This is a genomic window from Pseudoalteromonas atlantica (assembly GCF_043641955.1).
Taxonomy (GTDB): domain Bacteria; phylum Pseudomonadota; class Gammaproteobacteria; order Enterobacterales; family Alteromonadaceae; genus Pseudoalteromonas; species Pseudoalteromonas atlantica_A.
Genome location: NZ_JBHZRV010000012.1, coordinates 1 through 12,663, shown reverse-complemented (window position 1 = coordinate 12,663; position 12,663 = coordinate 1). Strand labels below are relative to the sequence as shown.

Below are 12,663 nucleotides of genomic sequence, written 5' to 3'. Positions count from 1 at the left end.
GGCACTTACACTTTACTTATCAAGTCATCCAATTGCGCACGTAAAGTCGTTACTTTATCATCAACATTGCGTGCGCTGTACCAACATATACACAACACTAAAAAAACCACTTCATAGCATACTAGCTTGTCTATAGAGTGATGAAACTCAGAGCTTTTTGAGCGCTTGTTTTGATAAACATTAAGTAAGTCTGCTTTTTGCTTTTGATTTAATTTAAAGCTCACAGCTAATGCTGCCAGATCAAAGTACACGTCATTGCTTTTGGCGTATTCAAAATCAATTAAATACATTCCAGTGTCATTCTCTATAATATTTTCTTGAACCAGATCATTATGACAAAACCCACGATCACGCTTAAAAGCTTTTATCCTAGCCAACGCTTGCTCTATGTCATGCTGATAAAATTGATAAAGTGCTGTGCTTTGATAATAATCAAGCTCGTACTTAATATCCATTGGTTCAGTCAGCACGCAGTACTGATGAAGGTGTACTAGCTTACTAATTAGCTGCTGATCCAACTCACTTTGCGCAGTTGAACCTTCTATATATTCGAATATAGCTATGCGTTGTGCCTGATCAGTCCATAGAGGAGTTGAACACACGCCAAACACAGCACACTTATTTTGAGCCTTTAAACCGACTGCAGGCCAGTGTTCACGATAACACTTGAGCAAATAACCACGGCTTGATGTGCGAACGAGAAAATTATCGTTGCTTAAACCACTATGTAAGCGTTCACTATGAGTAATAACTAACTGAGCATTAAAAGCACTAAATACTGCACTGATTTTATCAAAGTTCATCACTACTCATTATAGTTGTGCTAAAGGCTTAGCTTGATCTTGTTCGTACTCTTCGTACCAAGTTTTAAATCCCCATGCAGCCATTACTGTATAAAATACGAATAACGCGAGCGTTGGGTAATAGCCTTTTTCATAGTATAGATACATTGATGCGGCATCTATCACTATCCAATAAAGCCAATTTTCAAGTACCTTTTTAGCCACTAAATACGTGGTGACCACAGCAAAACAGGTTGTAAAACTATCTAGGTAAGCAAAATCTGCATGGGTATAATTAGTCATTATGTAACCCAGTAAAGTGGCAACCAACGAAGTACCAATAATGATAGCTATATGCTGATTTATACCCCATGAGGTAATGGCCAGCTCTTGCTTATTTGCACCACCTTTGCGCCATACCATCCAACCATAAACTGCCATGTACATATAATAAAAATGAAGTAATGACTCCATCAACAAAGCACCGTTCCAATACATGATGGTATAAATTAGCGTGCTAAAGAATGCTGCCGGCCAGCACCATAAGTTTTCTTTTATAGCCAACAATAGATAGGCCATAGACAAAGCGACTGCAATATATTCCCAGTGCGACATTGCAGTAAACCCTGCAAGAGTTTGCGTAATAAAATCCATTATTGGCTCACTAAAATACTAAGTTTATTCAGGTGAAAGGTCACCAGAGAGAAATTTACACACAAAGATAGCTTTACCAAACTCTTCATACGAGCGCTTAATTTCCGTATTAAGAACAGACATGACTAAATCATAGTCGCCAAATATTTGTGTAGATAACGTGTTAGTGATCACTTTTAAATCATCGTAGGTATTTAAACGGTCAATAAACCCTTTAATAAATGGGATATAGTCTTGGTGAAGTGGGTATTTACTGATCTCAACAGATAATTTCATTACTAACGCACTCATTATTAAAATAATTACCTTATTGTAACTCGCTACTGCTTACAAGTCATTCAATGGTAGAGGCGACGGCAAAGAAGGTGTAAAATTAGCATTATTAGTTTTAATTATGAGTATTCCATGGCACGACGTATTACCTACACTTTTAAAAATCAACCTCGTGAAATTAACTTCGCCAAAGATAAATATCAAGATATGTATCAGGCGATAGCTGCGGCTGAAGGTATAGATTTAACCAACTATTTAAATATGGTACGACAAATTGAAATGACATCGAAAGGATCTGCCGCGGTGCGTAACTTTCGCGATCAAGAGTTTGCTCGAATGGGCTTTGCTGATATCTACTTTATTAAAGAATAGCCTTAATCGAGATACTCATAGCTCACTCGTGGGGTAATGTTACACAATAATTCATAAGGGATCGTGGTTGCACATTGCGCGATCTCTTCAACAGGTAATTCAGGGCCCCACATTACTACCTCGTCACCCACTTTAATATTTTCGCTGTTATCACCAATGTCTACGCTTATCATATCCATAGATACATTACCGGCAATACCATAGCGCTTATTACCTATCACTACAGGTGTGCCATGCTTCGCATGACGCGGATAACCATCACCATAACCCATTGCAACCACTGCTAACTTAGTTGCGCTTTGAGAGTGCCAGCTACCACCATAGCCAACACACTGCATTGCATCCACATCACGAATAGCTATTACTCGGGTTGTTAAGCGCATAACTGGTTTTAAATTGTGTTGATGGCCTAAAGCCCCCAACATAGGCGATACACCATACATCATAAGCCCTGGGCGTACCCAATCTCCATGCCCAGCAGGCCATGCAATAATTCCAGCAGAATTAGCTAGGCAATGTGCTTGTTGCTTACCAGCAACGAGAGAGTCAAACAACGCAATTTGCTCAGCTGTTTTTACATCGCTCACGTCATCTGCACACGAAAAGTGCGTCATTAAATTAATAGTGCTGTTAGCATTTTTGGTTGCGCTTAATCGCTGGTAAAAATTATTTAATTGCGATGGCGCAATACCTAAACGGTGCATACCGGTATTTATTTTCAGCCAACAACTAATTGGCGCCTCTAATTGCGCCTCTTCAAGCGCAATTAATTGATTCTCATCATGGATAATAGTTTGAAAATTGTTAGCAAGCAGGATAGCTAAATCTTCGGGGTGAAATACACCTTCAAGCAGCACGATAGGTTTTGTCAGGCCACCGGCACGAAGCGCAAGAGCCTCATCAATTCTAGCAACGGCAAAGGCATTAGCATCATTTAAATGTTGTGCAATTTTAACTAAACCATGGCCATAGGCATTGGCTTTTAATACAGCCATCACCTTGCTATTAGGTGCAAATCGTTTTACTTGCGCAAGGTTATGCGCAAGGTTTGATAAATTTATTTGTGCTACTGCTAAACGCATTAATACTCGTCATCAACTGCTGGGCCGGCGTAATTATCAAAACGCGAAAACTGGCCTTGGAAGGTCAAACGTACTTTACCGATAGGGCCGTTACGCTGTTTACCGATAATGATTTCAGCGATGCCTTTTTCTGTACTGTCTTCGTTGTAAACCTCATCACGATAAATAAACATGATCAAATCGGCATCCTGCTCGATAGAGCCTGATTCACGTAAATCCGAGTTAATTGGTCGTTTATCAGCACGTTGCTCTAGAGTACGGTTAAGCTGAGAAAGTGCCACAACGGGGCATTTTAGCTCTTTAGCTAATGACTTAAGTGAGCGTGATATTTCTGCAATCTCTAAGGTACGATTATCTGACAAACTCGGTACCCGCATCAACTGCAAATAATCGACCATGATCATACTAATACCACCATGATCTCGAGCAATACGACGTGCTCTTGAACGCACATCAGTCGGTGTTAGACCTGATGCATCATCCACGTACATCTTACCCTTTTCCATCAGTAAGCCCATGGTGGATGATAAACGCGCCCAATCATCATCATCTAATTGGCCCGTACGAACCTTGGTTTGGTTAATACGGCCAAGGGAGGCCAGCATTCTCATCATGATTTGCTCAGATGGCATCTCTAATGAATAAATAAGTACAGGCTTATCTTGCGTCATTGCGGCGTGTTCAGCTAAGTTCATCGCAAACGTGGTTTTACCCATTGATGGACGCGCTGCCACAATGATTAAATCAGAGGGCTGTAGACCTGTTGTCATTTTATCTAGATCAGCATACCCGGTGCTTACACCCGTTACACCATCTTGCGGTGACTGGTAAAGCTCTTCAATTTTATCAACGGTTTTCTCTAAGATATTATGAATACTCTGCGGGCCTTCACTGCTTTTTGTCCGCTGCTCAGCAATTTTAAATACTTTGCTTTCTGCAAAGTCGAGCAAATCATGACTGGTTCGCCCTTCTGGATTAAAACCCGCTTCAGCAATTTCGTTAGCCACGCCGATCATTTCACGAACCACTGCACGCTCACGTACAATATTTGCATAAGCGTCTATATTTGCAGCACTGGGTGTATTTTTGGCGATTTCAGCTAAATAAGCAAAACCACCAATATTACTCAGTGAGTTCTTTTTTTCTAAGCTCTCTGAAATCGTGATTAGGTCTATCGGATCACCAATTTCAGCAAGCTCAACCATCGCCTCAAAGATAAGTTTATGAGTACGCGTATAAAAATCTTGCGCAACAACCAGTTCAGCAACACGGTCAAAGGCTTGGTTATCAAGCATTAAGCCACCTAAAACAGATTGTTCTGCTTCAATGGAATGGGGAGGAACTTTAAGGGTGTCGACTTGTTTATCTGGTTTAGCCATAACTTCGCAATACTAACAGGGAATAGCTCTATTCTATCGACTTGCTGAGGTTGTGAAAATAGCAAAGCAGGAATTCTTTTCCTGCTTTGACTATAAAGTGGTAGGTTATTTTTTACGTAATTCAATACGGCCGCTGATTGTATCTATTTCAATATCAGCATCGCCGCCATTTACACTAAACTCAAGTTCACTTGAGGGGCCATATTTAGCTTTTTTTACTTTATCATTGCTGAGCTCATTAACTATCTTGCCATTTGCATGTGCTTCAATTTCAAATTTAGCAGATATATCATCCGGAAAAAAGAACTCGGCATCACCACTAACTGACTCAAAGCGTATGTCAGCTTTATCAAGTAAGCGATTAATACGTACTTCAGCCTCGCCATTAACGGTGTTGATACGTAACTTTTTAATAGTATCAAGGGTAAAGTCGATATCCCCATTAACATTTTCTAATCGCACATCTTGTGCTTTCGACGTTGATTTAATATCACCATTTACAGCTGTAAAACGTAACTTGCCTTGTGAGTCTCTATCGTTAATTTCACCATTTACGGTTTCATAGCGAATATCACCAATTAAGTTTGTCGCATCTACGTCGCCATTAACCGTTTCAACGCTTATATCCCCTTCAATAGCAGATAATGTAATGTCACCATTTACTACGTCGATATCAGTGCCATTACTAAGCTCTCTAGCCACAACATTAACGTTCACACCCGACAGCTCTAGTTCACTGGTCTTTGGCATGAAGATTACAAGCTCTGACCCATCACCTCTATTCCAACCGTAGTTTTGGTTGCGTGGCATTTTAACAATAAATTCAATACGGTCATTCTCAACTTCTAAACGATAACCTTGTGCTTTATCATCTAGCTCACCGCTTATTTTAAGCTCTGCTTTATCCCAGCCTTCAACGCGCACATCTCCGCGTTGATTATCAATAAAAATACGTTTATTGGCCGGTACGCTAATTTGCTCATCAATTTTTTGCCCTGCAACTGCCATTAGCGGCAACATACTCATCGCTAAGATTAATGCTTTCATACTTATTACTCCTAAATTGTTTGCCACTTAGGTGCATGCACCTTATTAATTAGATCTAATTGCTGTTGATAAACTTGCGCCAGCATTTTTAATAATGCGGGATTTTCGGGCTCATTTTCTAATGCTTGCTTAATTGCCCGCTCTGCATCTTCTAGCTCAGTTAATTGTTGTTGCCAGTTATCTGTTAACGCAGGCTGGTTTTGGTACTGCACTAATAGTGTTTGTTTTTGCTCTGCAAAAAAGTCACTCATTGCAACACTGGTGTTTTGAGCTGAGCTATTAAAGACCAGCTGAACACTTAATAATGCAGCAACACTGCATGCTGCAATTCCAGCAAGTTTTGGCCACATAGACGATTCACGCTGTTTTGTGGCAGGGTTCGAAATCGCTTTTTCTATTCCTTGCCATAAATCTTTTTGCGGCGCAATCTGCGTCTCTGAGTTGTTAATTGACTCAGCTAAGAATGTTTCAAAATCTGGTTTACTCATTTTCATACCACTCTTTTAATAACTGTTTTGCACGATGATATTGCGATTTACTCGACCCGACAGCCATTCCAAGCATGGTCGCAATTTCTTCATGGCGGTAACCTTCAATAGCATGTAATACGAACACCATTCTTGCTCGCTCAGGTAATCGCAGCACTAATTTATCGAGCCCATTTAACCCTTGGCAATCAGTCGCACTTTGTTCATCCATCCCACTTTGCTCAAAACTCACCACCTTTTGCAGCCAGTTTTTATGCTTTCTTAAATAACTAATCGCAATATTACTGGTTACACTATGTAACCATGTGGAAAATTGTGATTGCCCTTCAAAGCTCGCAATTTTATGCCACAGCTGAACAAAGACCTCTTGTGTTGCATCTTCTGCATGCTCTTTGTCCGCAAGTAAACGTAAGCACAAAGCATAGACCCGCTTAACATGTAACGTATACAGTTGGGCATAGGCCTGTTGATCACCCATTTTAACTTGCGCAATTAATGCATCCTCAGAAGGGGGTGCAAAAGCCTCTTTAGCATCTATCAACATCGTTGATGTTGTCCCTTTATAATTGTTGTTATGAATTGAGTTTATACCCAAGCCATTAAAAAATATGTTTTATTCATATTTAACCTGAACTCCGGTTAAAATATGTAATAACATATTGATATTAAATAACAAATCTCCCGTTATTCTCCAGCCGGAGACTTTTAGCGATAACAAGGCGAATTTACGCGTCAATAGCTGGCCTATTGCAAGTAAATTCAACGCAGTTAGCGTTAAAAGTAGCCGCTGGAGATAGATTTATTACCCAGAGTTGAGGTTACTTAGTTTCTTGAATAGTTAGACGTTAGGCAAGGCTAAAAAGGTTTAAAAGAAATTAAATTATTTATTTGCTGAGTGAAAGGTCAATGAGAAAATCGCCATTATAACCAGTGTTGAATGGCTACATTGGGGTGCAGCCATATTCTTAAGGAGTTGTTTCTTCTTCTGTTTCTTCAACAATAGTTTCGGGGGCTTTGTATGACCAACCTAGAAACTGTAATTTAGGTACTGTAGCACCACCGCCGCCAGCACTAATATCTTTTAAACGTTTGTCATAATGGATCCCACCATTACCGCATGTTGAGACCGTTTTACCTCTCAGGGAGCCATTAAAGTCATTACCAGAATCTGAATTAACTTGAATATGGGCTCTAGGTGCATAAATCGCTGCATACATAGATGCATTTGACAAAAGCTCTACGCCAACTTTATTGCCTGTTGAAGGCACACCATGACACACCAGCGGATCCATGTCAGGCGTTTCGTAACTTGAAAAGATGCTAAAAACAGCACGCCCAACCGAAGAAATAGGCTCATGCGCTGTTATTTCATCATCAATAATAACGCGCCCTTCTATGTAAATTGTTAGTGTGGCGCCAGATGCAATCTCAAATCCATTGCTGGGATGGTTATTATACCGAAAGTCGTTTTTAATATATAAAGTTACATCACCACTTTGAACAGTCAGTTTCCCACCAGAAACTGTAAGGCTATCCAAGACATAAACTTGTTGATTAGGTTGCTCAAAAACCGTTCTTGAAACAGGCGTAATGTTTTGCCCCATCGGCTTTTTCCAACTAGGCCACTTAGTAAATGTGCCCTGAGTTGCTGTAAAGTTAAACGCCGAGAACTCAATAACATTTAAGCCATTTAGGGTATCACTGCCCGCCAAACTTTCATTGTTACGAACAACCAAAATCGGATCACAGTTAGTACGTGGATCTGTGTAGTCATGATTTGGATCTGGGTTATTTGGGTCAACCGAAGGGACTGGTTGGATGTTTGGTACTTGTTTAAACACATCATGTGAGTAAGGTTTACCATCTTGATACTGGTGCGCACCTAAATCACTGGGGAAGCTACCTTTACCACCGTACATAATATCGAGACCATTAGCTTCTCTATTCTCAACAATACCGTCATCATTATTACGGATTGTTAAATCTTTTATCGCCCTTAATACACCTAAAACACGGCCTCCAGTGAAATCAATGCTTTGCATTGATAAAATATCACCTGCTACGCGAGTATCAGCTGGGTAGCCATCAGGCACCCCGGTACCAGTACCGCCATTGATAGTAACACTTCCATTGGCATGTATATCCCCCATCACAGGTGAGCTGCCACTTAAAGTCACATTACCTGTAACTATCACATCTCCCCAAATAGGCGACCCTCCACTTAAGGAAACATCGGAGTCATGATGAATTGTTCCTACCCGTGCATCTGTACCCGCATCTTCTTCTTTATAAGGCCCGTCCGCTGAGTCGTAACTGTCAATACGACCACTGCCATTAACAAGTACCCCTTCACAGCCAACAATGGCTTGCTCAAAGGGAGATTTAGGTGCACCAGGGATCATTTTATAGCGAGCAACAAGATTACTTACCGCATCGCCGCCATATCGCTGGCCTTGACTAGCAATTTCAATTTCTCCTGCTGCATTTTTACTTAATGTCGCATTATAAATAGCATCATCGCCAATTAAACCACTCCCTGTCGCATTTCCTGCCGCCGCAATTAAGCCATCGACATCCAGCGCCTTATTGTCGTTTAGTGCCTGTTTTAATAACTTCGCCTCTTCAAACACCCCTTTTTCAGCTAACAGGCGACTATTAATCTTCTTTTGAAAGTTGCCCGTCAAACGTTCTTGCACAAGGTTTTCACGTAAGGAGTTAAGTACAACAATGCTGGCCATACTTGTTAAAATAAGCACTGTTATTAATGTAAAGCCACGCTGTTTATTATTCATTAATCACCACTGTATACTTTTTCAAGAATAACATTAGATGCAGCAAGCTCTATAGTAACTGCATTCCCAAATTGGGCTGGTAACTGCTCTGGTTTAACGTTGATTGTGACTAGCTCATTGTTAATGCTAAAATTTAGCGACGCTATTCCAGTTAATAACCTCTCAGGCGTCAACGCACCGAGTGTGCACATAAGGTTATTACCGTCTAGGCTGTACACTTCATTCACATCTGCCGCTGCCACATTCCCTGTACAAGTCACTACCCCTGCAGGCTGTGTTATTGTAATCGATGAACCATCGGCACTCACTACAGGTGTAACGGGTGTTTGCTTAATACTGCGAGTAAACACCTTGCTGGTGTAGCGTATAACTTCTTGCGCGTTTTCTAACTCCTTGCCAACCAACACTGTCCCTTTTATGGCTGAATATGCCAAACTCACACCACCAAGTAAAAACGCCCCTGCGGCAAGTGCTACCATTAACTCTACTAATGTATAACCGCATTGCTTTTCTCTACGATAAACCATTAACTGCACCCGGCCGATAAATCAGGGTAACTGGCATTGAGTGTGATTTGATTTTCTAAACCCAAAGGATCATTTTGCTTAATACGCTCGTCATTCCAGCTAACAATAACCTGCATTTCATCATCAAAAGCTACTGGTAAGGTTAACGTGTAGTCGGCGATTTGTGGTTCAAGCGCAGCGCGAAAGTTCACATCCGTAAATAGGTCAGGGTTCGTTGTTTGCAATTCACAAATATGAGGCCATAATCGCTCTATGGTATTTTGCGCTTGAATTAAAGAAACAGTGTAATTGAAGCTATTGGTCGCGTACTGCAAAGATTTTAGCTGCGCAGAGGCAAGACCCAGTAAAGCAATACCCGCAATCACAACCGATATCATAACCTCAAGTAATGAAAAACCATTTTGCGATTTCATTACGCGCACCCAGTGGATTTTTCAGCTAACCAATTTTGACCACTTTTTAAAACACAAAGATAATAGTCCGTCGTTTTTTCGTTATCATCTTTAATCAAAATAGTACTTGCTAACGAAACCTCACCAGTAGACATAATCGTTTTATCTACTAATGAAACATCAATACCTTGATGTTGAATAGCAAACTCACGCAACAAGGTTTCGACTCCATCAACTGGTGCCTTTACTTGCCATTTATCTCCGCTCACAACAAGTTTAACATTACTGTCGCGCTTTACCGCTTCGCTGCGCGCAAACTTGTATACACTGTTCAACTGATTGGCGGTTGTTACAACACGATCTTGCATTATTTGCTGACTAAATGAGGGAAATGCAAGCACAGCCATAATCGCGATGATACCAACCACCACCATTAACTCAACAAGAGTAAAACCTGAGGCTTTGTTCATTTGGCTAACCCCAGCAACTATTAGAATTAGGTAGCTGTGAACCATCATGGGTTAACGTTAAGGTACCACAACGGTCATTCGCTTGAGCTGACCCTGCTTTAGGAGTCGCTTTTAAAGTGTACTTTCGACTACGAAAATCATCGGCAGCAGCTGCACCGGGGACTCTATCTGATGGTGTATATGAAAAAGTATAGAATTCAGTATTTACGGCAGCATTAAATGCATTTGGGTAACCACCGTTACGTGAATATATTCGCTCTAGGCTTGCACCATATTGTAACATTACCTGCTGAATATCAGCGCGGCGACTGCGCTCCATATGTTCCGTATATGAAGGTAAAGCTACACTATAAAGAATACCTATTATTGCAACAACTATTAATAACTCAGTGAGTGTAAACCCATGTTGTAATACACTTTTTTTCATTTTATTGTTCATCAATTACTTCCTTCACACCATGCCCAGTGCACAAACAATATACAGTGACAACGCTGTCACTGTCAACAAACTGTAATCGAAATGAAAACAACAAATAAAAGTATATCTACTACTCGATGGTTTTTCTTCGACTTGGCTCGGTGAAAAAAAGCTACACCGAAAACATTTTTTACTCTAATACATTATAACTAACAACAACTTACATATACGAACAATATAAGTAGTTAGTTCATTCTGTTGGGTAACAAAAAGCCGTGCTCAATGAGCACGGCTTTTTTGGCTTAATTAAAAATTAAGCTTCAGCGATTACGATTACTTTAATAGTAGCCGTTACGTCTGAGTGTACTGCGATTGCAACGTCAAATTCGCCAGTCTCACGGATAGTACCTAGAGGTAAACGAACTTCTGATTTAGCAACTTCAACACCAACAGCTGAGATAGCGTCAGCGATGTCACGAGTACCGATTGAACCGAATAACTTACCTTCGTCACCCGCTTTAGATACTAATGTAACTTCAGCTAATGCTTCTAGTTTGTCAGCGCGTGCTTGTGCAGCAACTAACTGTTCAGCGATTTTCGCTTCAAGTTCTGCGCGACGTGCGTCAAAAGTTTCAATGTTAGCTTTAGTCGCAGGAACTGCCTTACCTTGCGGGAAAAGGAAGTTACGTGCGAAACCAGATTTAACTACAACCTGTTCACCTAGGCTACCTAGGTTAGCGATCTTATCTAGTAGAATAACTTGCATGTTTCTACACCTTTTAAAAACTGTTAATCCGCTGCTTACTTATGTAAGTCAGTGTATGGAAGAAGGGCTAAGTAGCGAGCGCGCTTGATAGCAGTTGCTAGCTGGCGCTGGTATTTAGCGCTAGTACCTGTAATACGGCTAGGTACGATTTTGCCACTTTCTGTAACATAGTTTCTAAGAGTAGCTAGATCTTTGTAATCGATTTGTTGTACGCCTTCCGCTTTAAAGCGGCAGAACTTACGACGTCTGAAATAACGTGCCATGAGATAAATTCCTCAATTAATTCTTTCTATATGCTGAGCATGCAAAACCAATTGGCTAAGGCCGTTACGACCTTCGTGGCGATTTAAAAAACCACTCACTTGCAATGCCTGCCCAACGTGCAAATGTTGAGTCTGTTGTTGCATTTGCTTACCACTAGCAACCACTTGAAGTTTCACATAACTATTACGGTTAAGATCTGCTTCAATTTGCATTGATTTATGTTCAATAACAAAAATACAATGCGGTATACCAGCAGGGCTTTGGCTATATTTGGGTGTTTTACAAACAACTCCAGATAGTGTCAGTTGATTCATGTAAGGGTTAAGCTTTTGGCTCATCTTAATAACTCAACTGAACAAGCGCCATGCTTGGACTCAAAACAATTAAGCAGCTGGTGCTTCTTTCTTCTCTTCTCTTACAAGAGGAGACGCTTCAGTTACAGCGTTTTTAGTACGCATAACTAAGTTACGAAGCACTGCATCGTTGTAGCGGAAAGTAGTTTCTAGCTCGCTGATTACTTCAGTAGGTGCTTCAACGTTCATAAGAACATAATGAGCTTTGTGAAGCTTGTTGATTGGGTAAGCCAGTTGACGACGGCCCCAGTCTTCAAGACGGTGGATAGTACCACCCGCTTCAGTGATAGAACCAGTATAACGTTCGATCATACCAGCAACTTGCTCACTCTGATCAGGGTGAACCATGAATACGATTTCGTAATGACGCATGGATATTCCTTACGGTTAATAGAGCCTTCTACCGTTTCAGCCAGTCGGTTTAAGGCAAGGAATTAATATTAAATAGGCCGAAATGAGCGCGCATTTTACGCTTAGTTGGAAAATTAAGCAAGCAGGTTTTTTAGCTTTAGGTGGGGGGTTAAAAAATCAGCTATCAGCTATCAGCTATCAGCTATCAGCTATCAGCTATCAGCTATCAGCTATCAGCTATCAGCTATCAGCT

18 protein-coding genes are annotated in these 12,663 nt (G+C 40.7%); 1 reads left to right on the top strand and 17 read right to left on the bottom strand.

Going from position 1 to position 12,663, the window contains the following annotated elements; genetic code table 11:
* Positions 1 to 5: 5 nt before the first annotated feature.
* Genes ACHUE3_RS17695 through ACHUE3_RS17685 form a run of 3 tightly spaced genes read right to left on the bottom strand, consistent with a single transcriptional unit; the run spans position 6 to position 1,712 of the window.
* Complete coding sequence (locus ACHUE3_RS17695) at positions 6 to 803, bottom strand: phosphotransferase (RefSeq protein WP_394193645.1); 798 nt, start codon at positions 801 to 803, stop codon at positions 6 to 8.
* A 9-nt stretch (positions 804 to 812) separates the two neighbouring features.
* Positions 813 to 1,436, bottom strand: coding sequence for a nicotinamide riboside transporter PnuC (pnuC, locus tag ACHUE3_RS17690; protein WP_394193644.1), 624 nt, complete (start codon positions 1,434 to 1,436; stop codon positions 813 to 815).
* A 24-nt stretch (positions 1,437 to 1,460) separates the two neighbouring features.
* Entirely contained in the window at positions 1,461 to 1,712 is a 252-nt protein-coding gene (locus ACHUE3_RS17685) for a hypothetical protein (protein ID WP_058560330.1), read from the bottom strand.
* 129 nt (positions 1,713 to 1,841) lie between these two features.
* Here ACHUE3_RS17685 and ACHUE3_RS17680 point away from each other — a divergent pair, with 129 nt between their 5' ends.
* Entirely contained in the window at positions 1,842 to 2,081 is a 240-nt protein-coding gene (locus tag ACHUE3_RS17680) for a DUF2960 domain-containing protein (protein WP_087531146.1), read from the top strand.
* Positions 2,082 to 2,083: 2 nt separating this feature from the next.
* On the opposite strand, the gene alr is transcribed toward ACHUE3_RS17680, so the two are convergent.
* The 14 genes from alr to rpsF all read right to left on the bottom strand — a co-directional run bounded on the left by alr (position 2,084) and on the right by rpsF (position 12,431).
* Positions 2,084 to 3,163, bottom strand: coding sequence for an alanine racemase (gene alr, locus ACHUE3_RS17675; protein WP_394193643.1), 1,080 nt, complete (start codon positions 3,161 to 3,163; stop codon positions 2,084 to 2,086).
* Complete coding sequence (gene dnaB, locus ACHUE3_RS17670) at positions 3,163 to 4,542, bottom strand: replicative DNA helicase (protein WP_394193642.1); 1,380 nt, start codon at positions 4,540 to 4,542, stop codon at positions 3,163 to 3,165. Before dnaB ends, alr begins: the two co-directional genes overlap by 1 nt.
* A 105-nt stretch (positions 4,543 to 4,647) precedes the next feature.
* Complete coding sequence (locus tag ACHUE3_RS17665; protein WP_394193641.1) at positions 4,648 to 5,589, bottom strand: DUF4097 family beta strand repeat-containing protein; 942 nt, start codon at positions 5,587 to 5,589, stop codon at positions 4,648 to 4,650.
* Positions 5,590 to 5,600: 11 nt separating this feature from the next.
* Entirely contained in the window at positions 5,601 to 6,083 is a 483-nt protein-coding gene (locus ACHUE3_RS17660; protein ID WP_394193640.1) for a hypothetical protein, read from the bottom strand.
* Positions 6,070 to 6,621, bottom strand: a complete 552-nt coding sequence (locus tag ACHUE3_RS17655) for an RNA polymerase sigma factor (RefSeq protein ID WP_394193639.1) — start codon at positions 6,619 to 6,621, stop codon at positions 6,070 to 6,072. The genes ACHUE3_RS17660 and ACHUE3_RS17655 overlap by 14 nt, the downstream gene beginning before the upstream one ends.
* Before the next feature lie 421 nt (positions 6,622 to 7,042).
* Positions 7,043 to 8,869, bottom strand: coding sequence for a DUF7305 domain-containing protein (locus ACHUE3_RS17650; RefSeq protein WP_394193638.1), 1,827 nt, complete (start codon positions 8,867 to 8,869; stop codon positions 7,043 to 7,045).
* Positions 8,869 to 9,396, bottom strand: a complete 528-nt coding sequence (locus ACHUE3_RS17645) for a PilW family protein (protein WP_394193637.1) — start codon at positions 9,394 to 9,396, stop codon at positions 8,869 to 8,871. The genes ACHUE3_RS17650 and ACHUE3_RS17645 overlap by 1 nt, the downstream gene beginning before the upstream one ends.
* Positions 9,396 to 9,809 (bottom strand): type IV pilus modification PilV family protein, encoded by a 414-nt coding sequence (locus ACHUE3_RS17640; protein ID WP_394193636.1) that lies wholly within the window; start codon positions 9,807 to 9,809, stop codon positions 9,396 to 9,398. Before ACHUE3_RS17640 ends, ACHUE3_RS17645 begins: the two co-directional genes overlap by 1 nt.
* The gene (locus ACHUE3_RS17635; RefSeq protein WP_394193635.1) at positions 9,809 to 10,258 is read right to left on the bottom strand and encodes a GspH/FimT family pseudopilin; all 450 of its coding nucleotides are present in this window, start codon (positions 10,256 to 10,258) and stop codon (positions 9,809 to 9,811) included. The genes ACHUE3_RS17640 and ACHUE3_RS17635 overlap by 1 nt, the downstream gene beginning before the upstream one ends.
* A 4-nt stretch (positions 10,259 to 10,262) precedes the next feature.
* A complete protein-coding gene (locus ACHUE3_RS17630) occupies positions 10,263 to 10,697 on the bottom strand; it encodes a type IV pilin protein (RefSeq protein WP_394193634.1) in 435 nt (144 codons plus the stop codon).
* Positions 10,698 to 10,989: 292 nt separating this feature from the next.
* Positions 10,990 to 11,442 (bottom strand): 50S ribosomal protein L9, encoded by a 453-nt coding sequence (gene rplI / locus ACHUE3_RS17625; protein WP_058548074.1) that lies wholly within the window; start codon positions 11,440 to 11,442, stop codon positions 10,990 to 10,992.
* Positions 11,443 to 11,477: 35 nt separating this feature from the next.
* Complete coding sequence (gene rpsR / locus ACHUE3_RS17620; RefSeq protein WP_002962753.1) at positions 11,478 to 11,705, bottom strand: 30S ribosomal protein S18; 228 nt, start codon at positions 11,703 to 11,705, stop codon at positions 11,478 to 11,480.
* A 12-nt stretch (positions 11,706 to 11,717) separates the two neighbouring features.
* Complete coding sequence (gene priB / locus ACHUE3_RS17615) at positions 11,718 to 12,020, bottom strand: primosomal replication protein N (protein WP_135473388.1); 303 nt, start codon at positions 12,018 to 12,020, stop codon at positions 11,718 to 11,720.
* A gap of 69 nt (positions 12,021 to 12,089) precedes the next feature.
* Entirely contained in the window at positions 12,090 to 12,431 is a 342-nt protein-coding gene (gene rpsF, locus ACHUE3_RS17610) for a 30S ribosomal protein S6 (RefSeq protein ID WP_036980061.1), read from the bottom strand.
* Positions 12,432 to 12,663 lie beyond the last annotated feature (232 nt).

What these genes read in the sequence shown, in the direction of transcription:
- ACHUE3_RS17655 (WP_394193639.1), bottom strand. Translation starts at nt 6,621, where the DNA reads ATGTTGATAGATGCTAAAGAGGCTTTTGCACCCCCTTCTGAGGATGCA.
- rplI (WP_058548074.1), bottom strand. Translation starts at nt 11,442, where the DNA reads ATGCAAGTTATTCTACTAGATAAGATCGCTAACCTAGGTAGCCTAGGT.
- rpsR (WP_002962753.1), bottom strand. Translation starts at nt 11,705, where the DNA reads ATGGCACGTTATTTCAGACGTCGTAAGTTCTGCCGCTTTAAAGCGGAA.
- ACHUE3_RS17660 (WP_394193640.1), bottom strand. Translation starts at nt 6,083, where the DNA reads ATGAAAATGAGTAAACCAGATTTTGAAACATTCTTAGCTGAGTCAATT.
- ACHUE3_RS17630 (WP_394193634.1), bottom strand. Translation starts at nt 10,697, where the DNA reads ATGAACAATAAAATGAAAAAAAGTGTATTACAACATGGGTTTACACTC.
- dnaB (WP_394193642.1), bottom strand. Translation starts at nt 4,542, where the DNA reads ATGGCTAAACCAGATAAACAAGTCGACACCCTTAAAGTTCCTCCCCAT.
- ACHUE3_RS17635 (WP_394193635.1), bottom strand. Translation starts at nt 10,258, where the DNA reads ATGAACAAAGCCTCAGGTTTTACTCTTGTTGAGTTAATGGTGGTGGTT.
- pnuC (WP_394193644.1), bottom strand. Translation starts at nt 1,436, where the DNA reads ATGGATTTTATTACGCAAACTCTTGCAGGGTTTACTGCAATGTCGCAC.
- ACHUE3_RS17695 (WP_394193645.1), bottom strand. Translation starts at nt 803, where the DNA reads ATGAACTTTGATAAAATCAGTGCAGTATTTAGTGCTTTTAATGCTCAG.
- alr (WP_394193643.1), bottom strand. Translation starts at nt 3,163, where the DNA reads ATGCGTTTAGCAGTAGCACAAATAAATTTATCAAACCTTGCGCATAAC.
- ACHUE3_RS17645 (WP_394193637.1), bottom strand. Translation starts at nt 9,396, where the DNA reads ATGGTTTATCGTAGAGAAAAGCAATGCGGTTATACATTAGTAGAGTTA.
- ACHUE3_RS17650 (WP_394193638.1), bottom strand. Translation starts at nt 8,869, where the DNA reads ATGAATAATAAACAGCGTGGCTTTACATTAATAACAGTGCTTATTTTA.
- ACHUE3_RS17640 (WP_394193636.1), bottom strand. Translation starts at nt 9,809, where the DNA reads ATGAAATCGCAAAATGGTTTTTCATTACTTGAGGTTATGATATCGGTT.
- rpsF (WP_036980061.1), bottom strand. Translation starts at nt 12,431, where the DNA reads ATGCGTCATTACGAAATCGTATTCATGGTTCACCCTGATCAGAGTGAG.
- ACHUE3_RS17680 (WP_087531146.1), top strand. Translation starts at nt 1,842, where the DNA reads ATGGCACGACGTATTACCTACACTTTTAAAAATCAACCTCGTGAAATT.
- priB (WP_135473388.1), bottom strand. Translation starts at nt 12,020, where the DNA reads ATGAATCAACTGACACTATCTGGAGTTGTTTGTAAAACACCCAAATAT.
- ACHUE3_RS17685 (WP_058560330.1), bottom strand. Translation starts at nt 1,712, where the DNA reads ATGAAATTATCTGTTGAGATCAGTAAATACCCACTTCACCAAGACTAT.
- ACHUE3_RS17665 (WP_394193641.1), bottom strand. Translation starts at nt 5,589, where the DNA reads ATGAAAGCATTAATCTTAGCGATGAGTATGTTGCCGCTAATGGCAGTT.